This window comes from Myxococcus sp. NMCA1, assembly GCF_026810205.1.
GTDB lineage: Bacteria > Myxococcota > Myxococcia > Myxococcales > Myxococcaceae > Myxococcus > Myxococcus xanthus_A.
Map to the genome: position 1 here is coordinate 5357139 of NZ_CP113950.1, position 22279 is coordinate 5379417.

The 22279-nt window shown below is 71.1% G+C and carries 21 protein-coding genes; 16 read left to right on the top strand and 5 right to left on the bottom strand.

What is annotated here, in order from left to right:
- Nucleotides 1-117: 117 nt before the first annotated feature.
- From OZ403_RS22100 to OZ403_RS22130, 7 genes are all read left to right on the top strand, one after another.
- A complete protein-coding gene (locus OZ403_RS22100; RefSeq protein ID WP_140792712.1) occupies nucleotides 118-1980 on the top strand; it encodes an OmpA family protein in 1863 nt (620 codons plus the stop codon).
- Entirely contained in the window at nucleotides 1980-3152 is a 1173-nt protein-coding gene (locus tag OZ403_RS22105) for a FecR family protein (protein ID WP_268781655.1), read from the top strand. Before OZ403_RS22100 ends, OZ403_RS22105 begins: the two co-directional genes overlap by 1 nt.
- A 71-nt stretch (nucleotides 3153-3223) precedes the next feature.
- Complete coding sequence (locus tag OZ403_RS22110) at nucleotides 3224-4681, top strand: CHASE2 domain-containing protein (protein ID WP_268781656.1); 1458 nt, start codon at nucleotides 3224-3226, stop codon at nucleotides 4679-4681.
- An 87-nt stretch (nucleotides 4682-4768) separates the two neighbouring features.
- Nucleotides 4769-6553 (top strand): GGDEF domain-containing response regulator, encoded by a 1785-nt coding sequence (locus tag OZ403_RS22115; protein ID WP_140792718.1) that lies wholly within the window; start codon nucleotides 4769-4771, stop codon nucleotides 6551-6553.
- 38 nt (nucleotides 6554-6591) lie between these two features.
- Entirely contained in the window at nucleotides 6592-7173 is a 582-nt protein-coding gene (locus OZ403_RS22120; RefSeq protein WP_268781657.1) for an aspartyl/asparaginyl beta-hydroxylase domain-containing protein, read from the top strand.
- Complete coding sequence (locus OZ403_RS22125) at nucleotides 7163-7369, top strand: hypothetical protein (RefSeq protein ID WP_140792722.1); 207 nt, start codon at nucleotides 7163-7165, stop codon at nucleotides 7367-7369. The genes OZ403_RS22120 and OZ403_RS22125 overlap by 11 nt, the downstream gene beginning before the upstream one ends.
- A complete protein-coding gene (locus OZ403_RS22130; RefSeq protein ID WP_268781659.1) occupies nucleotides 7366-8358 on the top strand; it encodes a sulfotransferase family protein in 993 nt (330 codons plus the stop codon). The genes OZ403_RS22125 and OZ403_RS22130 overlap by 4 nt, the downstream gene beginning before the upstream one ends.
- A gap of 117 nt (nucleotides 8359-8475) precedes the next feature.
- Here OZ403_RS22130 and OZ403_RS22135 read toward each other — a convergent pair whose 3' ends face one another.
- The 4 genes from OZ403_RS22135 to OZ403_RS22150 all read right to left on the bottom strand — a co-directional run bounded on the left by OZ403_RS22135 (nucleotide 8476) and on the right by OZ403_RS22150 (nucleotide 12958).
- Nucleotides 8476-8973, bottom strand: coding sequence for a DUF6232 family protein (locus tag OZ403_RS22135; RefSeq protein ID WP_140792726.1), 498 nt, complete (start codon nucleotides 8971-8973; stop codon nucleotides 8476-8478).
- Nucleotides 8966-9379 carry a DNA-binding response regulator gene (locus OZ403_RS22140; RefSeq protein ID WP_140792728.1) on the bottom strand — a complete coding sequence of 138 codons (414 nt, stop codon included), beginning with the start codon at nucleotides 9377-9379 and terminating at the stop codon, nucleotides 8966-8968. Before OZ403_RS22140 ends, OZ403_RS22135 begins: the two co-directional genes overlap by 8 nt.
- A 122-nt stretch (nucleotides 9380-9501) precedes the next feature.
- Nucleotides 9502-10860, bottom strand: coding sequence for a sigma-54-dependent transcriptional regulator (locus OZ403_RS22145; protein ID WP_268781660.1), 1359 nt, complete (start codon nucleotides 10858-10860; stop codon nucleotides 9502-9504).
- Nucleotides 10850-12958 (bottom strand): two-component system sensor histidine kinase NtrB, encoded by a 2109-nt coding sequence (locus tag OZ403_RS22150; RefSeq protein WP_268781661.1) that lies wholly within the window; start codon nucleotides 12956-12958, stop codon nucleotides 10850-10852. The genes OZ403_RS22145 and OZ403_RS22150 overlap by 11 nt, the downstream gene beginning before the upstream one ends.
- A 153-nt stretch (nucleotides 12959-13111) precedes the next feature.
- Between OZ403_RS22150 and OZ403_RS22155 the strand changes: the two genes are divergently transcribed.
- From OZ403_RS22155 to OZ403_RS22195, 9 genes are all read left to right on the top strand, one after another.
- Nucleotides 13112-13798, top strand: coding sequence for a TetR/AcrR family transcriptional regulator (locus tag OZ403_RS22155; RefSeq protein WP_140792734.1), 687 nt, complete (start codon nucleotides 13112-13114; stop codon nucleotides 13796-13798).
- Nucleotides 13795-14592 carry a CoA transferase subunit A gene (locus OZ403_RS22160; RefSeq protein ID WP_140792736.1) on the top strand — a complete coding sequence of 266 codons (798 nt, stop codon included), beginning with the start codon at nucleotides 13795-13797 and terminating at the stop codon, nucleotides 14590-14592. Before OZ403_RS22155 ends, OZ403_RS22160 begins: the two co-directional genes overlap by 4 nt.
- Nucleotides 14589-15329, top strand: a complete 741-nt coding sequence (locus OZ403_RS22165) for a CoA-transferase subunit beta (protein ID WP_140792738.1) — start codon at nucleotides 14589-14591, stop codon at nucleotides 15327-15329. The genes OZ403_RS22160 and OZ403_RS22165 overlap by 4 nt, the downstream gene beginning before the upstream one ends.
- Before the next feature lie 47 nt (nucleotides 15330-15376).
- Nucleotides 15377-16414 carry an alcohol dehydrogenase catalytic domain-containing protein gene (locus tag OZ403_RS22170; RefSeq protein ID WP_268781662.1) on the top strand — a complete coding sequence of 346 codons (1038 nt, stop codon included), beginning with the start codon at nucleotides 15377-15379 and terminating at the stop codon, nucleotides 16412-16414.
- A 49-nt stretch (nucleotides 16415-16463) separates the two neighbouring features.
- Nucleotides 16464-17720, top strand: coding sequence for a hydroxymethylglutaryl-CoA synthase family protein (locus OZ403_RS22175; protein WP_140798780.1), 1257 nt, complete (start codon nucleotides 16464-16466; stop codon nucleotides 17718-17720).
- Between the two features lie 144 nt (nucleotides 17721-17864).
- Nucleotides 17865-18350, top strand: coding sequence for an Hsp20/alpha crystallin family protein (locus OZ403_RS22180; RefSeq protein WP_140792745.1), 486 nt, complete (start codon nucleotides 17865-17867; stop codon nucleotides 18348-18350).
- A gap of 182 nt (nucleotides 18351-18532) precedes the next feature.
- Nucleotides 18533-18937 carry a hypothetical protein gene (locus OZ403_RS22185; RefSeq protein WP_268781663.1) on the top strand — a complete coding sequence of 135 codons (405 nt, stop codon included), beginning with the start codon at nucleotides 18533-18535 and terminating at the stop codon, nucleotides 18935-18937.
- Between the two features lie 76 nt (nucleotides 18938-19013).
- Entirely contained in the window at nucleotides 19014-19223 is a 210-nt protein-coding gene (locus OZ403_RS22190; RefSeq protein WP_268781664.1) for a hypothetical protein, read from the top strand.
- Between the two features lie 85 nt (nucleotides 19224-19308).
- Nucleotides 19309-19824, top strand: coding sequence for an SgcJ/EcaC family oxidoreductase (locus OZ403_RS22195; protein ID WP_268781665.1), 516 nt, complete (start codon nucleotides 19309-19311; stop codon nucleotides 19822-19824).
- A gap of 3 nt (nucleotides 19825-19827) precedes the next feature.
- On the opposite strand, the gene OZ403_RS22200 is transcribed toward OZ403_RS22195, so the two are convergent.
- Nucleotides 19828-22260 (bottom strand): heavy metal translocating P-type ATPase, encoded by a 2433-nt coding sequence (locus tag OZ403_RS22200; protein WP_268781666.1) that lies wholly within the window; start codon nucleotides 22258-22260, stop codon nucleotides 19828-19830.
- Between the last annotated feature and the right edge of the window lie 19 nt (nucleotides 22261-22279).

Below are 22279 nucleotides of genomic sequence, written 5' to 3' on the forward strand. Positions count from 1 at the left end.
CGCGTGCGAGTCCCCAGGCTCCGCGCGACGACGCGTTATCGAGCTGCATGTCGCCGGGACGGACCCGAACAACTGGGACACCGACTGCTCATCGTTTCTTGAGTCAGTCATCCGCCGGTGACAACCTTCGCGGCTCCTCGGCGGGGCCCGTCCCAGCCTCGACCTTCCATGCACCTTCCTCACCTCACACCGTCCTCACCGCGCAGCTTCCTTCGCCGCGTGACACGGCTCGCCGCCCCGTTGCTGCTGGTGGCTTCGGCCACCGCCAGCGCCCAACCCGCGGCGTCGCAGGCCATCGACGTGCAGCAGTACAAGCCGGCCCCGGGCGCCTATGACGTGCTCGGCATGCACGGCGCGCGCATCGCGCCGCACCTCTCCTGGAACCTGGGCGCGTCGCTCAACTACGCGAATGATCCGCTCAACCTCGTGGACCCGCGAGCGGACCGGTTCCTCTACCGCATCGTGGACAGCCAGCTCACGCTGGACCTGATGGGCGCCATCTCCCTGTTCGACCGGGTGGAGATTGGCGTCGCGCTGCCCCTCTCCCACACGACGTCGGAACCCGCCGCCGCGGTGGCGCCAGACCTGTCGAACGGCGTGGGGACCACGGGCGTGGGTGACCTGCGGCTGGTGCCGAAGGTCCGCCTGCTCTCCACCGACAGTGGCATCCACCTGGCGGTGACGGCGCCCCTGACGCTGCCCACGGGCGGCGGCTCGAAGTTCCTGGGCTCGGACACGGTGACGTTCCAGCCGCGCTTCGTGGCGGAGTGGGCCACCACCGCAGTCCGCCTGCTGGCCAACGTGGGCTTCAACGTCCGCCGCGAGGAGCAGCTGCGCAACCTCCGCGTGGGCAACGAGTTCGCCTACGCGGTGGGCGCCGAGGTGCCCCTCACGCAGGCCCTCACGGCGCAGGCCACCCTGGCGGGCGCGCTGGGCCTGAAGGAGACGAGCGCCGAGGAGCGGCCCATGGAAGCACTGGCCGCGCTGAAGTACCGCTTCACTCCGGGGTTGGCCGCGCATGTGGGCGCGGGCCCGGGCCTGTCGCGGGGCTATGGCACCCCGTCCTTCCGCGTACTCGCGGGGGTGGCCTGGACGCCATTCGAGTCCAAGGGCGGCCCCGCCTCCGCCGCGCAGGTCTGCGACCTGGGGCCCGAGGACTTCGACGGCTTCCAGGACGACGACAACTGCCTGGACCCGGACGACGATGGTGACGGCATCCCCGATGTCACCGACGTGTGCCCCACCGAGCCGGAGACCTTCAACGGCTTCCAGGACGAGGACGGCTGCCCGGATGACCCGGACGCCCACCAGCCGCCCACCGAGGCGGGCCAGCCCGCACCGGCCCCGGCGCCCCTGGCGCTGCCGCCCGCGCCGGTGGATACCGACAAGGATGGCGTCGTCGACTCGGAGGACCTGTGCCCGACCGAGCCGGAGGACATGGACGGCTTCGAGGACGAGGACGGCTGCCCCGACCCCGACAACGACCAGGACGGCATCCTGGACGCCGTGGACCAGTGCCCGCTGGAGGCGGAGACCATCAACGGCGTGAACGATGACGACGGCTGCCCGGACAAGGGCAAGGCGCAGGTGCGCGTGGAGGGCGCGCGCATCGTCATCCTGGACAAGGTGTACTTCGGCACGGACCGGGACGTGATTCTGGCCAGGTCCCACGGCCTGCTGCGGCAGGTGGCCTCCACGCTCAAGGCGAACCCGAGGATCCTGGTGGTCCGTGTGGAAGGCCACACGGATGACCAGGGCAACGACGCGAAGAACCTGGACCTGTCCCAGCGGCGGGCGAGGAATGTGGTGGCCTTCCTGGTGAAGGAAGGCATCGCGGCGCAGCGGCTGGACGCGGTGGGCTATGGTGAGGCGAAGCCGGTCGACACCAACACGACGGCCAAGGGGCGCGAGAACAACCGTCGCGTCGAGTTCAACATCGTGAAGGTCGCCGAGCCTTCGACGGGAGGAGGCACGCGTTGATGCGGACAGCCCCTTGGATGATGGCGGTGATGCTGGCGGGTCCACCCGCGCTCGCCGCGCAGGCGCAGGCGCAGGCGCCGTGCGGCGGGCTGCGCTTCGACAATGGCCGGATGGTGTTCGGCCGGCCGCTGGCGCCCCAGGGCGCGGAGACGGACGCGTGCCTGGCGCACGTGGCCCAAGCGCTCCTGGCGCGCCCCGCCATCCGTTCCGTGACGGTGGCGGCGAAGCTTCCGGACGCGGACCGGCTGGACGGCCGGGGCCTGGCCGCGGCGAAACGGGCCGCGGACGTGCTGGTGGCGGCGGGCGTGCCCCGCACGCGGGTGTCCGCCATGGCGCCGCCGTCCGTGGAGGGCGAGCCCGCACAGCTCCAACTCGCCTACGTGGAGCGGCCCGCCCAGCCCGCGGTGGCCCGGCTGCGGGCGGCCAGCGGCGCGGTGGAGGCCGGCGCGACGGAAGCCCTGCTCCTCGCGCGGACGGTGGGCGACTCACTCTACCCGGGCGAGCTGCTGCGCACCGGCGCGGACGCCCGGGCGGAGCTGGCCCTGGCGGACGGCAGCATGGTGCGCGTGGTGGAGAACAGTCTCATCAAGGTGGGCGCCATCGAGCTGATGGCGAACCTCCAGCGCAAGGTGCAGTTGGACTTGCTGCGAGGCACCGTGGAGACGGACGCGGCGCCGGGTGGCGCGGGCTCCATCTTCGAGGTCCGCACGCGCGGCGCGGTGGCCGGTGTGCGAGGCACCCGGTTCCGCGTGTCGGCCCAGGACGACGGCACCAGCCGGCTGGAAACACTGGAGGGCAACGTGGCCCTCAGCGCGGAGCAGGCCGAGGTCGAGGTGTCGGGCGGACATGGCTCGCGCGCGAAGCCGGGCTCGCCCCCGGAGCCGCCTCGCCCGCTGCTGCCGGCGCCCACGCTGGTGGGCCCTCGGGGGGGCGCGTTCGCCACGGCCCCGAAGGTGTCCTGGCGGACGCTGGAGGGCGCCGCGACATACCGCGTGGAGGTGGCCCGCACGGCGGACTTCGCCGCGAGTGTCCAGACGTATGACAGCGCCAGCCCGGAGCTGGCGCTTCCCGGGCCCCGCCAGGGCAAGTGGTTCTGGCGGGTGATGGCCGTGGACGGAGACGGCTTCGTGGGCTTCCCTTCGAAGATCTACGCCTTCGACGTCCAGCCCTGAGACGGGTGCATTGCGTGCGCCCATCCGCGCACGCATGATGGCCGGGCCCTGCCTGCCAGCAGGCCCCGCCCATGGACTCCAGTCCCGCCGAACCCCACCGCCGCGACGGTCCCCGTCTGCCCTCGCCCGCCGTATTGCGGGTGCTGGGTGCGTGCGTGGGCATCGCGCTGGCGGGGGTGACGGCGGCCACCGGTGGCGCGCCGGGCTTCCTGGAGCGCTCGCTCTACGACAAGGCGGTGAGCCGGCTGCTGCCCGCCGTGCCGCCGAGCGCGAACCTGGTGCTGGTGGAAGTGGATGACCGCGCCCTCGCGACGCTGGGCGAGCGTTGGCCGCTGTCACGCACCACGTGGGCCCGCGCCTTCCATGCGCTCGCCGCCCAGCGCCCCGCCGCCGTGGCGATGGACGTCGTCTTCGACCAGCCCGGGCCGCGTGACGCGCTTGAGCTGGGTGAGGACATCCTGGAGGCGCTCCGCCGCTCGGGGCTGACGGAGCAGCCCGCGGGTGAAGCCTTGGCGGCGGACCTGGAGGCACGGCTCCACGCGCGCGACGGCGATGCCCGGCTGGCCGAAGCGATTTCAGAAGGGCACGGCGTCGTCCTGGGTGCCGCCGCGCTCACCAACGACGTCCCGGTGATGGCGCCTCTCGAGGATGGCGCGCTGGGCACGCCGCTGGCCCTGCCCGCCCAGTCGCTGCGGCTCCAGGCCCAGGAGGTGGCGGGGAGCATCGCGCCCCTGCGCATGGCGGCTCGGGGCAGCGGAACCCTCAACATGCTGGTGGACGGTGACGGCGTCATCCGTCGCTATCCCTACGCCGTGGGCGTGAGCGGACAGGCCTGGCCTTCGCTGGCGCTGGCCACCGCGCTGCACCTGACGCCCGAACGGGCGGAGCCTCTGCGCGAGCTGGCGGCATTGGACCATGGCGCGCCGTTGATGCGGCTGCCTGCCCCCAACTGGCTGCCCCGGGTGAGTCTGGCGGACCTGCTCCACGCGGACCCGCGCTCGGTGGGCTTGGACCTGGCGCTGCGTGGCAAGACGGTCTTCGTGGGTGTCACCGCCACGGGGCTGCATGGCCAGAGCACCCTGCCCGGCCAGGTGGCGGTGCCCGGCGTGGAGATTCACGCCTTCGCCATGGACAACCTGCGGTCGGGCCGACTGATGCGCTCGTCGGGCCTGGTGGCGCTGCTGGGCGTTCTGGAGACCGCGGCGGTGCTCGTGGCCTTCGCCTGGCTCTGCCGGCGCGCGCGCACGTCCGGCGCGGTCCTCCGGTGGGCGGTGACGCTGGCTGTCCTGCACACGGCGCTGGTGGCGTGGCTGGCGTCGGACCCGGGCTGGGTCATTCCCCTGGTCCCCTCGTGGGTGGGCCTCATGCTAATGCTGGTGGTGGACGCGGCGTCGCGCGCGCAGGAGGTGGGCCGGCAGCGAGGCGCCCTCCGCCGGCTCTTCATCCGCTACCCCCAGGCATCCGTGGAGCCGGCAGCACCGCGGCAAGACGCCCAGCGCGCCCGCGCCGACGCAATGCACCAGGACTAGCGGACAGCCAGACAACCGCGCCGGGCGACACCGCGTCACACGAAGCCTTGAGCCGGGCAGCAGCCGTGGCAGCATCCTCGCTCCTGCATGCGCCGCTACGCCCTCATCGCCGAGCCCGACCCACAGCGAGCCGCTGGCCTCTTGTCCCTGGTGACGGAGGAAGGCCTGGAAGGCGTCGTCGCCAAGGATGGAGCGGAAGCCCAAGACGTCGTGCGCCAGCGCGGTGCCCCCCTGCTGCTCGTCACGGACCTGGCGCTGCCCCGGCTGGACGGCTTCGCGCTGCTGACGTGGCTTCGGGAACAGGAGGACTCTGCCGGAACGCAGGTGGTGGTGGTCACGGCCTTCGACGAGCTGCGCGTCCGCGCATGGCAGCTCAAGGATGCGCTGGGCATCCACGCATTACTCAGTCGCCGGGCCTCCTCGGAGGTGATGCGGGACACGCTGCGTCGCGTTCTCGCAGGGCAACTCGCGCCACAGCCGCCTCCGGCGGAGGGGGCCGCGGAGCAGGAGCGGCAACGGCTGGCGAGCATCGCGGCCATGCACCTGGTCGACAACGGACCGCCCGAGGCGGAGCTCCAGCAACTCGTGAAGGAGGTCGCCCAGGCCTTCGGTGTTCCCGTGGCGCTGCTGACGCTGGTGCTGGGCGAGCGCCAGTGGTTCAAGGCCCACGTCGGCCTGCCACCCACCCTCGCGAAGGACCGGGGCACGCCGCGCGACTGGGCGTTCTGTCACCACGTGGTGCAGGGGCGCGAGCCGCTCGTCGTACCGGATGCCCGGCGCCATCCCTACTTCCGTGACAACCCGCTGGTGCGCGACGGCATCGTGGGCAGCTACGCGGGCGCACCGCTGCTGACGTCCACGGGCGAAGTCCTGGGCTCGCTGTGCGTCATCGACACGCGCCCGCTCGTCCTGGGCGCCGAGGACCTGGCCGCGCTGCGGGAGCTCGCGAACCGCGTAGCGGAGGACCTGGAACAGCGGGCCCGGATGAAACAGGCCACCGGAAAGGCCCAGGCAGAGCCCGCGCTCACCGAAGCGTCGGCCCTGGGACTCCTGCGTGATGCGGTGCAGGCCCTGGACGTCGCGGCCCTGCTGGTGGCGCCTGGACGCAAACCCCACGCGTGCAACACCGCGATGACGGACCTGCTGGGCCTGCCGCCCGAGCCCTTCCCGGCCATGACGTTCGATGCCTTCTGCCAGCACGTCGCGGGACTCACCGCGGACCCGGCGAGCACGCTGCGGCAGCTCGACCTGGCCTCCGAATCGTCCCGAGGCCTCCGGATGACGCTGGTCCTGGAGCGGCCCCAGCCGCACCGGCTGCGCTGGGTGGCTCGGCCCTTCCCCATCCCTGGCGGCATGGCGCAGATGCTGACGCTCGCCGACATTGGACACACCCGGCCAGCCCGTGAGGAGCGGGAGCGGCAGTACCGGGTGGACGCGCTGACGGGACTGGTGTCGCGGCGCGCGGGCGAGGAACGGGTGCTGCGCGAGATTGGCCGCTGCCGCAGGGATGGCATGCCCTTCAGCGTGCTGCTCGCGGACCTGGTGGGACTGGGGCGCATCAACGCGACTCGAGGTTTCGACGCGGGGGACGCCACGCTGCGAGACGGAGCCCGCATCACCGAAGCCCTGGGAGTCCCTGGAGGCTTCGCGGTGCGATGGGAAGGCGGGACGTTCCTCCTGGCCCTTCCTGGCGTGGGCGCGGCGCAGGCCGAAGCGTTGCGCCAGAAGCTGCACGACACCCCTGGCGCGCCCGATGTGGTGTCCGCCACCGTCACCGTCGAGGGTGAGGAAGACCCTCAGGGAACGCTGGCTCGAGCCCAGGCAGCGCTCATCCGGGCCAAGACGGAGCACCGGCCACTGCGGCTGGCATGAGCCACGCTGGCCCCCTTCACCGCGACGAGGAGCACCGCATGTCGACGCCCGTGCCCGACCGCCTCCGCCTGCCCTTCCACTTCGACGCCGCGCCGCTCCAGCAGGAACTCGCGGCATTGCCCGCCGAGGCGTGGGTTCCCCACTTCAACAAGCGCGAATACGAAGGCGAGTGGAGCGGCGTGCCCCTGCGCTCCATTGGCGGCATGGAAGGCCGCATCTATCCAGACCCGACGGGCCGCGAGCGATACGCCGACACGCCGCTGATGGCGCGCTGCCCCGCGTTCCGCGCAGTGCTGGCCACGTTTCAGTGCCCCGTCGGCGCCGCGCGTCTGCTGAAGCTCGCGGCGGGCGCGCGCATCCGCGAGCACACCGACTACAACCTGGGCTACGCGGACGGCGAGGTGCGGCTCCACGTGCCCATCACCACGCACCCCGACGTGGCCTTCTTCCTCGGAGGCGAGCGCGTCATCCTCCAGCCCGGTGAGTGCTGGTACCTGGACTTCAACCGTCCCCACCGGGTGGACAACCCCAGCGACACCGACCGCGTCCACCTGGTACTGGACTGCGACGTGAACGACTGGCTGCGAGACGTCTTCATGGGGGCCGTGAATGGGCGCTGAGTCCTTCGAGCGCTTCCGTCTCCGCGTCCTGGAGGACGTCACGCTCCAGGAGGCACTCCGCGAGACTCCGGACACCGCGGCCTTCGTGGCACGCGCCGTCGAACTGGGCGCCATGCACGACTGCCACTTCACCGCCGAGGACATCCACGAAGCCCTGCGCACCGCTCGCCGGGTCTGGCGGGAGCGATGGATATGACACCAGACATGGAGGGCTGGGTGCCCGCGCGCATCCACGTGGACGGCGGACAACCGCGCGTGGACTGGTGTCACATGGGGGGCCAGCGATTCACGGACCCGTTCTTCGACGAGACGCTGGAACGGCGGCTCCGCCACCCGTTCGCCCTGCTCTTCCGGCATCAGACGTCGATGGACGCGCTGGTGGCACGACAAGCCGAGAAGCCCGGCCTGCCAGTGCGCGGGCTCGTCTTCCACATGTCCCGCTGCGGCTCCACGCTGGTGGCGCAGCTGCTGGCCGCGCTGCCGCGCCACATCGTCCTGTCCGAAGCCGGCCCCGTGGACACGGTGCTGCGCGCGCACCAGTACTTGCCAGGGGTCACGGACACGCAGCGAATCGAATGGCTGCGCGCGGTGGTGGGAGCCCTCGGACAACAGCGGCATCCGGAGGAGCGCGCGGTGTTCCTCAAGCTGGACGCGTGGCACATCCTGGAGCTCCCGCTGCTGCAGCGCGCCTTCCCCGGTGTGCCGTGGATGTTCCTCTACCGGGATCCGGTCGAGGTCATGGCGTCGCATCAAAATCACCGGGGCGCACACATGCTTCCAGGACTGCTGAACCCCGCGCACCTGGGCCTGGAGCCCGGGCAACTCGAAGGCATGCCCCTAGACGAGTACGGCGCGCGCGTCCTCGCTGCCATCTGCGACGCGGGCCTACGAGGCTATCGCGCGCGGACAGCCCAGGCGCGGCTGATGGACTACCGGCAGCTCCAGCCGGAAGGCCCACGGGTGCTCACGGAGCTGTTCGCTCTCGAGCTGACGGCCGAGGACACCCCGCGCTTGCGCGACGTCTTGGAGCGGAACGCGAAGAACCCCGTGCTGCCCTTCGAGGACGACACGGAGGAGAAGGCTCGCCGCGTCTCATCGCATGGGCGGGCCCTGGCGGAGCAATGGGGCCGTCCCATCCACGACGCGCTGGAAGCCGAACGCCTGCGCGGGAATGTTGGGACGTAGCGCGAGACACCTACGCCCGGCGCTACCGGGCCAGGGCCGCCTGCTCAGCATTGCCTGTGGTCACCGCCATGCTCCGGCCGAAGTCCCGCGGCACGCCAACCGCCACGGCGCGCTCGCTCAGTGCCGTCCCCGCGCAGCGACGGCGTCCTGGATGAGCCCGGCGAGCAGCATGAGGGACTTCGGATCCTTGCTCGCGCGCACGCGCCACGACCCGGCGCGGGTATGCAGCACCAGCCGGTACGACTCCTCGGCGAGGACGAGCCGCGCGATGCAGCCGAAGATGACCATGACGACGGCGATCAACGCCGCCTCATAGCCCCCCTTCGCCGTGCTGCTGGAGACGGACAGCGCGGACAGGGCCGGCAGCCCCACGCTCATGCACAGGCCCAGCGTGGCCAACACAGGAACCATGCGAGGCGTGCGCCGCACCGTCTCCACCCGCTGGACGTCCGCGAGCAACAGCGTCCTGCCCCGGGCGACGACCCGCTCGGTCGTCACCCGCAGGCCGGCGTCCTGGAAGAGCGGCACTTCGGAAGGAGCGGGCGGCGCAACCAGCGGGCGGTCCGGAAACGCGGGAGTGGCGGGCACCGCGGACACGGCGAGAGGCTCAATCATGGGGCGACTCGGTCGACGGCGGCACGGCCCCGCCGGGAGAGATGAATACGGAACTCGGATGACCTGGAACGTGGGCCAGCAACACCCGGCGCAGCTCACCGAGCGGCCGGCCCAGCGCGAAACAGTCGCGGGCGCCCAGCCGCAGGGCGAGTCCCACCAGCCGCTCATCGGCGAAGGGCACCAACACGATGATGGGCCCCTGGGGCGAAAGCTCCCGGGCGCGCTGAAGCCGACGCTGGAGACTCTCACCGCGCTCGACGTGGACGAGCACGAGGTCCGGACACCCACCCGCCGGCGCGCCCGACTCCAGCGCGATGCCCAGCTCGGCCAGCACGTCCATCAGGAGCGAGCTGAGCGACGCATCCCCTCCGAGCAGGAGGGCACGGGCGATGGACGAGGACTTCACGTTGCAACATCAAGCAATGCCCATGCCCGCTGTCCCCGCCCCGAGAGCCCGGGCAACGTGCGGGCGAACCGTTGCATCACGCCAGACGTCCCTGGCGGATTACCACGGTGTCCAGAGCGCCCCTACCCGCGCTCCCGCTCGCGACGGTGGATGGTCGACACATCGATGCCGAGCACCTCGGCCGCGCGCGTCTTGTTCCCGCCGCAGCGTGTCACCATCCACGCGATGTACTCCGCCTCCAGCCGCCGCAGGGGCCACAGCGCGTGCTGCGCCATCACCAACGGCTGCACCTCCGGCGCCTCGGGCGGCAGGTGTGGGCGCAAGTCCTCCAGCCCCACGACTTCGCTCGCCACCATCACCGCCAGCCGCTCTATCAGGTTCTCCAGCTCACGCACGTTTCCCGGCCAGGGCAAGGTGGCGAGCGCGGCCACCGCCTCTGGAGACAAGGACTGCATGCGGGAGCGAGGGTTGCGCGCGCGGGCGCGGGCCGTGAAGTGCTCCACCAGCAAGGGGATGTCCTCGCGCCGCTCCGCCAGCGGAGGCAACAGCAGTGTCACGACATTGAGCCGGTAGAACAGGTCCGCGCGGAAGCGGCCCTCGCGCACGCGGGCGTCCAGGTCCTGGTGCGTGGCGGCGACGATGCGCACGTCCACGGTGCGGCTGCCGTCGGCGCCCACCGCGCGCACCTCGCCGTCCTCCAGCACGCGCAGCAGGCGAGCCTGGAGCTCCAGCGGCATGTCGCCAATCTCGTCCAGGAACAGCGTGCCCCCATCCGCCTCCACGAAGAGGCCGCGACGGGCGTGGGTGGCGCCGGTGAAGGCACCCTTGAGGTGACCGAACAGCTCGCTCTCCAGCAAGTCATGTGGCAGCGCCGTGCAGTTGACGGCCACGAAAGGCCCGGAGGCGCGAGGCCCCTGGAAGTGCAGCGCGCGCGCCACCAGCTCCTTGCCCGTGCCGCTCGGGCCCCGCAGCAGCACCGCCGCCTGGGCGTAGGCCACGCGGTCGATGAGTTCGTAGAGGTTCCGCATCGCCGTGCTGCGGCCCACCAGCGCGCCCAGCCCGCTGCGCTCGGCGGCGGCGCGCCGCAGTGCCCGGTTCTCCACCTGGAGCCTGCGCTCCTTCAACGCCCGCTCGAGGAAGAGCAGCACCTCATCCAGGCGGAAGGGCTTGGTGAAGTAGTGGTACGCACCGCGCTTCATCGCCTCCACCGCGCTCTCCACGCCGCCGAAGGCCGTCATCATCAACACGGGGATGTCCGCGTCGAGCGCCCGCACGGCCTCCAGCACATCCAGGCCGTCCACCCCCTCCATGCGCAAATCACACAGCACCGCGTTGTAGGCCTGCGCGCGCGCCATCCGGATGGCCTCTTCGCCGCCCGTGGCCAGGTCCACGACGTAGCCCGCGTCCGTGAGGGGCTCCCGCAGCATGAGGCCCATGTCCACGTGGTCATCGACGACCAGGATGCGTCCTTCAACCGACATACCGCTCCTCCCCGCTGGGCTTCGCGATGGGCCAGAGCACGGTGACGCAGGTGCCCCGGCCCTCCTCGCTCTCCAGCTCCAGCCGGCCACCATGGTTGCGCACGACGTGGGCCACCATCGTCAGCCCCAGTCCCGTGCCCTGTCCCCGCTTCTTGGTGGTGAAGAAGGGGTCGAATACCTGATTGAGGTGCTCCCTGGGAATGCCGCAGCCGTCATCGCGGAGGGTGAGCGCCACCAGCCCCCACGGCTCCGCCTCCGGCACCGCCGCGGACAGCGTCACCTGCCCGCCCTCGCCACACGCGTGGCAGGCGTTGAGCGCCAGGTTCACCAGCACCTGCTGGAGCTGGTCCGGGTCCGCCGCCAGTGGAGGCAGCGTCTCTGGCACTGTCACCTCGAAGCGAACCCCGCGCCGCTCCACCTCCATGCGCAGCAACTCCTGGACGTCATGGAGCAGGGAGATGAGCGGCACTGGCCGCACCGCCGTGGGCTGGAGGCGCGAGAAGTCCAGGAGCTGCCGCAGCGTGCGGCTCACCCGGTCGATCTGCTCGATGATGACGGCGATGCCAGGCCCCTGCGGGTGCTCCTTGCCCAGCTTGCCCAGCACGTACTCCGCGCGCCCACGCACCACGCCAAGCGGCGTGCCAATCTCATGCGCGATGCCGGCGGCGAGCACGCCCACCGTGGCCAGCTTCTCCGCGCGCAGCAGCTGCGTCTCCAGCGCGCGCACGTTGCTCAGGTCCTCCACCACCAACAAGGTCTGGACCTCCGGGTGGCGCGCCTCCAGCGGCACCGCGTGAAGGTTGAACCGGCCCTCGTCGCCGAAGAGCACCAGTGTCTCTCCCAGGATGCTGTGGGCGCGCGACTCGCTCGCGGCGGCGGCCACCAGGGCGCGAATCCGGGACACCACCGGCGCCGGGGCCTGAGGGAAGGCCGTCTCCAGCGGCGCGCCAATGGCGTCCGGAGGCATGCGCTCGCGGAGCACCTGGTTCACCGCGCTGATGCGCCCGTCCACCGTGAGCGCAAGCACCCCGGAAGGAATGTGGTCGAGAATCTTCTGCGTCTTGTCGTGCAGGTGCGCCAGCTGGTCCGCGTGCTGGCGACTCTCACGCAACGCGGCCGCGCGCCGCTGCGCCAGCACCACGTACACGGCGAACGTCACCAGGAAGAGCGCCACCAACAGCGCCGCGGCCATGAGCCGCCAGATGAGGGCCTGCTGATGCGAGCGCAGCGTCGCGGTGGACACCAACGTGGCCGCGGCCCAGTGGCTGCCACCGCGGACGCGGATGGGCGTGAACACGGCGATGGCCTCCGAGCGGCCCAGGCCCAATCGCTCGGCCTCCTCCGCGCGCAGTGGCAACGCGCCTCGTTCGCCCTCGCGCATGCGCGCCGCCAGCGCCGCGAAGCCCGGCACCGATGCGCCCTCCGTCTCCAGCCGCCGGAACCAGTCCGCCAGGGTGGCATCGCTCGCGGAGGTCGGCTGGCCATACGCGCCCAGGAGCAACAGCCGCGCGTCCGGGTCCGACGTCACGATGCGCAGCGGCGTGAAGAAGGACGTCGTGTCGACCAGCACCGCCACCGCGCCCTCGGGCCGGCCTTGCGCATCCTCGGGCAGCGCCGTGGCCATGACCCGCAGCGAATCCAAGCCGCCATCCTCCATGGGAGGCGACAGGGTGACGTCCCCCGGCGGCCGCAGCAGGGCCCGCCGGCCCGCCTCCGCCATCTGCGCCAGCACGGGCGCACGTGCCACCTGCTTGCCCATGCGCCGGTCCAACATGCGCAGCCATTCCTTGCCGCTGGCGTCGTAGGCGATGAGGACCTTGTACTGGCCCACCGCCTCCAACAGCGCCCGCATCTCCCGCCGGTGCTCCGCCAGCGTGCCGGGCTGGGACATGAGCTCCCCGGCGAAGCGCAGGTCCTCCGCCACGTCCTCCAGCGTCTCCGCCACCCCGCGCGTGGCCTCGTCCAGTTGGGCCTGGCGCTCCACCGCGAACTGGTGCCACTGGGCCGCCCGGTTGCGCTCCAACAGGGTGAACACCCCCACCCCCACCGTCGTGAGGGCGACAAAGAGCAGCAGGACGGGAACGAGCGCGTACCGCATGGCCCGCGGAGTCTAACCGCCAGGCCCTCCCCAACCCCTTGAAATAGCAGGGAAATCAAGAAGCTCGCCGGCCAGGGGGCCCACTTTGGCGATTGACACCTCGCGTCGAGCGCTGCTACCTACCGGTCGGTAGGTCTCAAGGAGGGAGCAGACGTGACGAACACCGGAGGACGGAAGCCGGACGAGGGCGAGCGCTACCGAGCCATCCTGGAAACGGCGGCGAGGCTCATCTGTGACCGGGGGTACGAGGGCACGTCGATGCAGGAGATTGCCGCCGCGTGCCGGATGACGAAGGCGGGCCTCTACCACCACATCCAGAACAAGGAGCAGCTGCTCTTCGCCATCATGAACTACGGGATGGACCTGTTCGAGGAGCAGGTCCTCTCGCGGGTTCAGGACATCGCGAATCCAGTGGAGCGGCTTCGCGCGTGCATGCGCCACAACATCCTGCTGGTGACGCGGGGGTGGAGCAAGGAGGTCATCATCATCCTCCACGAGCACGCCACGCTCACCGGTGAGACTCGCGCCTTCATCGACGCCCGGAAGAAGAAGTACGTGGACTTCCTGGAGGAGGCCTTCGCGCAGGCCTCGCAGCAGGGCCTCATCCGCCCCGTGGACCCGACGGTGGGCGCCTTCTCGTTCCTGGGAATGGTGCTGTGGATCTACAAGTGGTTCAAGCCAGACGGGCGCCTCACGGACGAGCAGATCGCCGACGGCATGGTGGACATGCTGTTCCCGCCCTTCGCCGCCGCTGGTGACACCGCCGGACAGGCAGGGCCCTCCCCGTTGCGCATGGTGCCGAGCGTGTCGGCCACCGGCACGGATTCGGAGGACGCATGAAGACGGCGCGCTGGTGCTCGCTGGAGGAGGCGGTGGCCTCCATTCCGGATGGCGCGTCGCTGGCCACCGGCGGCTTCATGCTGGGCCGCGCCCCCATGGCGCTGGTGATGGAAATCATCGCGCAGGGCAAGCGCGACCTGGGCCTCATCTCCCTCCCCAACCCACTGCCCGCGGAGTTCCTCGTGGCGGGCGGCTGTCTGGGCAAGCTGGAGATTGCCTTCGGCGCGCTGAGCCTTCAGGGCCGCGTGCGTCCCATGCCCTGCCTCAAGCGGGCCATGGAGCAAGGCACCCTCGCCTGGCGCGAACATGACGGCTACCGCGTCGTCCAGCGGCTGCGCGCCGCGTCCATGGGCCTGCCCTTCATCCCCGCGCCGGACGCGGACGTGTCCGGGCTGGCGCAGACGGAGCCGCCGCCCACGGTGGAGGACCCCTTCACCGGCCAGCGCGTGGCGGTGGAGCCGGCGTTCTATCCGGACGTGGCGCTGATCCACGCGCGCGCCGCGGACGAGCGCGGCAACCTCTACATGGAAGACCCGACCACGGACCTGCTGGTGGCGGGCGCGGCGAAGCGGGTGATTGCCACGGTGGAGGAGCGGGTGGCGAAGCTGCCTCGCGCCACCCTGCCCGGCTTCCAGGTGGACCGCATCGTCCTGGCCCCCGGTGGCGCCCTGCCCACCGGCTGCGCAGGGCTCTACCCGCACGATGACGCGATGCTGGCCCGCTACCTGTCGCTGGCGGAGACGGGCCGCGAGGCGGAGTTCCTGGAAACGCTGCTGACGCGGAGGGCGGCATGAGCGCGACGCTGGACATCACCCCGGCGGAGACCGTGGTCGCCCTGCTGGCGCGGCAGATTGATGACGGCGGCGTGGTGGCCACGGGCGTGGCGTCACCGCTGGCCATCCTGGCCATCGCCGTGGCGCGCGCGACGCATGCGCCGGACCTGACGTACCTGGCCTGCGTGGGCTCGCTGGACCCGGAGATTCCCACGCTTTTGCCCTCCTCCGAGGACCTGGGCTACCTGGATGGCCGGTCCGCGGAAATCACCATTCCGGACCTGTTCGACCACGCGCGGCGCGGCCGGGTGGACACCGTCTTCTTCGGCGCGGCCGAGGTGGATGCCGAAGGCCGCACCAACATGACGGCCAGCGGCAGCCTGGACAAGCCGCGGACGAAGTTCCCCGGCGTGGCGGGCGCCGCGACGCTGCGGCAGTGGGTGCGCCGGCCGGTGTTGCTGGTGCCGCGCCAGTCGCGCCGCAACCTGGTGCCGGAGGTGCAGGTCGCCACCACGAGAGACCCTCGCCGGCCGGTGACGCTCATCTCCGACCTGGGCGTGTTCGAACTGGGCGCGTCCGGCGCACGGCTGCTCGCGCGGCACCCGTGGGCCTCGGAAGAGAGCATCGCGGAGCGCACCGGCTTCGCCTTCCAGGTCCCCGAATCGCTGCCCGTCACCCCGCTGCCGGATGCCCGCACGGTGGCGGCCATTCGCGCCATCGATCCGCACGGCTACCGCGACGCGCTCGTCGGCGCCTGAGCAGGGCCGTTCCCCTTCCACGAATTCAGATGCACGGAGGCACCTAGATGAAAGCCGTCGTACTGCGCAGCTTTGGTGAAGCGGGCAACCTGAAGATGGAGACCGTGCCCATGCCCCGTCCCGGGCGTGGCGAGGTCCTCCTGCGCGTGCATGCCTGTGGCGTCTGCTACCACGACGTCATCAACCGCCGAGGCAACCTGCCCCGCACCAGCGTGCCCGCGATTCTCGGCCACGAGGCCGCAGGTGAAGTCATTGAAGTCGGCCCGGACACGCCCGGCTGGAATACGGGAGACCGCGCCGCGACGCTCCAGCGCATGTCGTGTGGCGACTGCGCCCTGTGCCGCAGCGGGCGCAACAGCCTCTGCAAGACGGACAACCGCTTCTTCGGCGAGGAGCTGGCCGGTGGCTACGCCCAGTTCATGGTGGCCCCCGTCGGCGGCCTGGGTCGGGTGCCGGCGTCGCTGCCCTGGAACGAGGCAGCCACGGTGTGCTGCACCACCGGCACGGCCGTCCACACGGTGCGCACGCGAGGCAAGGTGCGCGCGGGCGAGACGGTGCTCATCACCGGCGCCAGCGGCGGCGTGGGCCTGTCCTCCGTGCAGCTCGCGCGGCTGGACGGCGCGCGCGTCATCGCGGTGACGTCCAGCGAGGCGAAAGTACAGGCGCTGAAGGAGGCGGGCGCGGACGAGGTCATCGTGTCGCGCGGGCTGGACTTCGCGTCGGACGTCCGCAAGCGCACCCAGGGCGCGGGCGTGGACGTGGCCGTCGAAATCGTCGGCAGCGCCACGTTCGACCAGACGCTGAAGTCCATGGCGCCCGGAGGCCGCGTGGTGGTGGTGGGCAACCTGGAGTCGGGGATGGTGCAGCTCAACCCGGGGCTCGTCATCGTCAAGGAGCTGGAGATCCTGGGGGCCTACGCCACCACGCAGGCGGAGCTGGACGAGGCCCTGCGCCTGACGGCCACCGGCGGCGTGCGGCAGTTCGTGACGGACGCGGTGCCCCTGGCCGAGGCCGCGAAGGCTCACTTCCGGCTGGAGAACCGCGAAGTGGCGGGCCGGCTGGTGCTGGTGCCCCCCGAGGCGTGAGCGAAGCGGCGGCTGGAATCCAGAGCACGACAAGGAATCGAGGAGTCCGATGAAGAAGCGCGTGGGAATCGAAGCGTTGGCGGTCGCGGTGCCGTCCCGGTACGTGGACATCGAAGACCTGGCCCGGGCACGGGGCGTGGACCCGGCCAAGTACACGGCGGGCCTGGGCGCCCAGGAGATGGCCGTCACCGACCCCGGCGAGGACACCGTGGCCCTGGCGGCCACCGCGGCGGCCCGCCTCATCCGTCAGCAGGGCGTGGACCCGTCGCGCATCGGCATGCTGGTGGTGGGCACGGAGACAGGCATCGACCACTCGAAGCCCGTCGCCTCGCACGTGCAGGGCCTGCTGAAGCTGCCGCGCACCATGCGGACCTACGACACGCAGCACGCGTGTTACGGCGGCACCGCCGGGTTGATGGCGGCGGTGGAGTGGATTGCGTCCGGCGCGGGCGCGGGCAAGGTGGCCGTGGTCATCTGTTCGGACATCGCGCGCTATGGGCTGAACACCGCGGGCGAGCCCACCCAGGGCGGCGGCGCGGTGGCGCTGCTGGTCTCCGAGCAACCCGACCTGCTCGCCATGCACGTTGGCCTCAACGGCGTTTGCACCATGGACGTGTATGACTTCTGGCGGCCCGTGGGCCGGCGGGAGGCGCTGGTGGACGGACACTACTCCATCACCTGCTACCTGGAGGCCCTGTCCGGCGCTTACCGGGGCTGGCGCGAGAAGGCCCTGGCGGCGGGCCTGGTCCGCTGGTCGGACACGCTGCCCGGCGAACAGCTGGCGCGCATCGCCTACCACGTACCCTTCTGCAAGATGGCCCGGAAGGCCCACACCCAGCTGCGCCTGTGCGACCTGGAGGATGCGGCGGGCGCGGCGGCTTCGACGGCAGAGTCGCGGGAGGCGCAGGCGAAGTCGGCTGCCAGCTATGACGCGCAGGTGGCGACTTCACTGGGACTCAACTCGCGCATCGGAAACGTGTACACCGCGTCCCTCTACCTGGCGCTGGCGGGAATGCTGCACCGCGAGGCCGGCGCGCTGGCGGGACAGCGCATTGGCCTGCTGTCCTACGGCAGCGGCTGCGCGGCCGAATTCTACTCCGGCACGGTGGGCGAGAAGGCCGCCGAGCGGATGGCGAAGGCGGACCTGGAGGCGGTGCTGGCCCAGCGCGAGCGCGTCTCCATCGAGGAATACGAGCGCCTGATGAAGCTGCCGGCGGATGCGCCCGAGGCCGTGGCCCCGTCGCCCGGTGCCTTCCGGCTGACGGAGATTCGCGACCATCGCCGCCAGTACGCCGAAGGGACCTGACGCGGGGCGCCGGGCGCCCATCCCAGACGCGTGACGAGGCACCGGCAGGCTCCCCGGTGCCTCCCCTTCCGCCGCCGTCTCCCTACCGTGAATCCCTGAACCCCTGCCTCGACGAACGGGGCACGGCTGAAAGGAGACGGAATCATGGCGGACCTACCTGCCCGCAGAGGCGGAGGCATGCTGGGAGCCCCGCGCGGCTGGGACCCCTTCGAGCGCATGCAGGAGCTCTTGGGATTCGACCTCGGCCGGATGCTCGGCCCCCAGGGCACACGGGAAGGCGGCTTCGCGCCCGACTTCGAGGTGAAAGAGACCCAGGATGCCTTCATCTTCAAGGCCGATGTCCCCGGCGTGGAGGAGAAGGACCTGGAAATCACCCTCGCGGAGAACCGGCTGACCATCAGCGGCAAGCGGGAAGAAGAGCGCCGCGACGAAGGCGACCGCTATTACGCCTACGAGCGCAACTATGGCTCGTTCAGCCGCACCTTCACGCTCCCCCGAGGCGTGAATGCCGACGACGTCCAGGCGGACTTCAAGAGTGGCGTCCTCAACGTGCGCATCCCCAAGAAGTCCGAGGAGCAGCCCAAACGCATCAAGGTCGGCGGCGAACGCGGTGAGAAGGCGAAGGCCTGAGCCACTTCGCTGAGCAACCCCGGGGGCCCCCGCGGGCCCCGCCGGGTGAGCCCGGCGAATCGGCGCATCAAGGCAAACAATCGGATGGACGCCTCCGGACACCCGCGCTTCGGGTAGCAAGGGCCGCCCGGAGGCGTCCGCGCGTGGCGACCCGCACAGCCGCGGCATATACATCAGACATCGTGTCTGGACTTTCGCGGCTCCTCGCGCTCGCGCTGTTGATCCTCTGGCAGGCTGTTGCCAGTGGCGCGGGCGGGCTTGGGCACTCCTGCGAGAAGCAGGTCCACTCACGGGCCTCCAAGTGCGAGTGCCCCCACGGGGCCGTGCACTCGGAGGCGGCGGACGAGGGGCTGCCGGTACTGCACGCGCACTGCTGCGACGCGCCACACTGGGATTTGCCCGCCCCCACCGAAGCGGGCTCCGCCAGTTACGCCCCCTTCATCCAAGCCCCTACCGTCCTCGTTCCCGCCGCCTGGCTGCCCAACCCGCCGTTCCTGAGCGGGCCACGGCCTTCCTTCGCGCGAAGGGACGCACCTCAAGGTCAGGGCCTCCCTGTCTTCCTCCGCATCCGCACGTTGCTGATTTGAGCCAAGCGCCTCCGCGTTGACGCTCGATGTCGGCTGTCCTGGCACCGCCCGCGCGCAGCGCGCGTGGCAACGGGACATGTCCGCCATCGAGCCCCATGCCGAATGCGCTGTTTCTCAAATCAATGACGACAGGAGTCGCGACGTGGACATGCTCTGGGAGCTGATAGTGGGAACCGTGCTGTTGACCCTTCTCATCGTGGTGGTGACGCCAGCGATGTGGAGTTCGAGGTTGAGCCTGCGGCAGAAGCTGAGGAAGGACGCCGAACACAGCAAGCCAGGCGCCTGAGGCAACGGGAGGGGCGCTCGGGAGAAGCCGGCCGTGTTATGGGATTTGGCACGACAACCAGCTTTTCCCGAAAGAAGGCTACCAAATGATGCGCCGCGCCCTTCCCCTTCCCTTCCTGGCCACCCTCCTCCTGCTGGCGTCCGCGTGCGCGACCACCGGCACGGCGCCAGCGGAGGCAGACATCCTCCAGCTCGTGAGTGACCAGGCGGAGGCCTGGAACCGCCAGGACGCGGTGGCCTGGTCCAAGGACTTCGCCCCGGACGCGGCCTTCATCAACATCGTTGGCACCGTCTTCGAGGGCCGCGATGAAATCCAGGAGCGCCACGCGGGCATCTTCGCCACCATCTTCAAGGGCAGCCAGAACCAGGTCACCGTGCGCAAGGTCCAGTTCATCCAGGAGGACCTGGCCATTGTCGACACCACGCACGAGGTGACAGGCCATCCCGGCCTGCCCCCCGGCGTCCAGGAAAGCGAGCCCGGCCTGCTGCGCACGCAGATGCGGTACGTGATGAAGCACGTGAACGGGCAGTGGCAAATCCTGGCCGGCCAGAACACAGACGTGAAGCCCAGGCCCCAGGCGGCCGCGCCCCAGACACCCTGATGCTCAGTGGGTGGTGGACTCCTCGCGCTGGGCGGCGCGCGCCTGACGGAACAGCGGCGCCAGCGCGGCGAAGCCAGCCACCACCGTGGAGCCGTTGTTGACCACGGCGGCGGCGACAGGCGGCAGCCATCCCAGCGCCGCGAGCACCATGGCCACGGCATTGGGCACCAGCACCAGCCCGAGCCCCAGGTGCACGCGGGCCAGGGTGTCGCGGCCCGCGTCGAACGCCAGCAGCAGGTCATCGAGGCTGCCTCGCAGCAGCACCACGTCCGCCGTCTCCAGCGCCACGTCCGTCGCACCCCTCAAGGAGATACCGACGTCGGCGAGCGCGAGCGCCGGGGCGTCATTGATGCCATCCCCCACCATGGCCACGATGCGTCCCTGGCGCCGGAGCGCGCGCACTTGCGTGGCCTTGTCCTCGGGAAGCAGCTCCGCGATGGCCTCGTCCACGCCCAACCGGCTCGCGACCTCCGCCACCCGCGACGGCGAGTCCCCGGACAGCAGCACGATGCGCCGGCGCCCGTTCTCCTTCAGGGCCTGCACCACGCCCGCGCTCTCCGGCCGCAGCGTCTCCACGTAGCTGATGCACCCGGCCAGCGCGCCATCCACGGTGACCCACAGGGTGGCGACATCGCGCGGCACGGACCGGGCCAGCGCCGAGCCCGCATCCGTCACGTCCACACCTTGCTGCTGCATCCAGCGCGCGCTGCCCACGCAGACGCGGCGCCCGTTCACCTGGGCGCAGACGCCCCGCCCCAGGACGAACTCCTCCAGTCCCGCCTCGGGCTGCGGCACCTCCACGCCTTGCGTCTGGGCATGCCGGCGCACCGCCTCCGCCACGGGATGAGACTGACGCAGCTCGGCAGCGGCGCTCAGCGACAGCACCTCGCGCGCGTCCCAGCCCCGCGCGGGAATGACGTCCACCACTTCCGGGACACCCAACGTCAGCGTGCCCGTCTTGTCGAAGACGATGGTGTCCGCCTGCGCCAGCCGCTCCAGGTACTGCGCCCCCTTGATGAGGATGCCCTGGCGCGCCGCGAGCGTCATCGCCACCAGCGCGCTCGCCGGCACGACGATGCGGACACCCGTTCCGAAATCCGTGATGAGGATGCTGATGGGCCGTGACGCCTGGCGCGTCCACAGCCCTGTCGCCGCGGCGAGCCCGAAGGTCGGCAGCACGACGCCGTTCGCCACCGAGTCCACCTTCGTCTGCAGCGTCATGGGCTTGGCGCCCGCTCCTTCGAGGATGTGGAGGATCTTGGCCGCCGTGGTCTCCACGCCCGCGCGCACCACCCGCACCCGAAGGCTGCCCTCGCCCACCACGGACGCGGCCAGCACGCGGTCCCCCGTCTCGCGGACGCGGGGCTCCGATTCACCCGTGAGCGCCTTCTCATCCACCCACGCAGTTCCGGACACCACCGTCCCGTCGGCGGGCACGCTCTCCCCCGAGTGCACGACGATGAGGTCGCCCTCCTTGAGCCGGTCCGCCCGGACCTGCTCCACCTCTCCGTCCACCCGCAGCCGCCAGGCGTACAGCACCTCCAGCCGCATCAACCGGGAGATGGCGGACCGGGCGCGGTCCGCGCTGCGCTCAATCAGCAAGTCGCCAATGCCCAGCAGGGAGGTGATGAGCGCCGCCGTCCGCACCTGCCCCGTGGCCAGGGACACCCCCACCGCCACCAGGTCGAGCAGGTCCACGGTGATGCGCCGCTCCGCGACGGACTGGAAGGCGCGCTGTGCCAGCGGCAGGCTCGTCAGCGCGACGCCCGCGGCCAACACGGGCATGGGCGCCGCATTCACGACGCACGCGGCGAGCACCGCCGAATTGAAGACGGTGGCGGCCCACTCCCGCCGGGGCGGCTCGGGCGCGGCGGGCCAGGTGGACGGATCGCTCGTGCGCAAGGCTGCCATCAACTGGCTCGCGTTGAGCATCTCCGGCTCGAAGCTCACCACCAGCGAATGGATGGCCGGCGAGGCGCTCGCCTTGTGCACCCCCGGCAGCGTCGCGGCCCAGGCCGCCAGCTTGAGGATGTCGTCGTCCTCGAGCCCTCGGACGCGCAGCCGCACGCGTCCGGGCAGTGCGTGCAGCACCTCCACCTGGAACGGCTTCGGCGGAAGCTGGTGCAACGTGAAGACGAAGTCCCGCACCCGCAGCGCGAACGCGCCGGGGAAGCGCGAGGCTTCCTGGTAGTGCACCTTGACCAGGCCCGTGCTGCGCTGACACGTGGCCACCTGGACCTCGGGGCGGGACTCCAACCAGCCGAGCAACTGGCGCAGCGTCTTGGAATCCTCCGCCGCGCCTCGGATGAGGAGCCGGCCCGGAGCCACGTCCGTGACGTGGACGGACACGGGCCGCTGATGCCCATCCAGGACATCGTGCGCGCGCCCCTTGAAGCCGCGCGCGATGCCACTCAGGAACTCCACCTCCGCCCGCATGAACGCCCCCCGAGCTGAA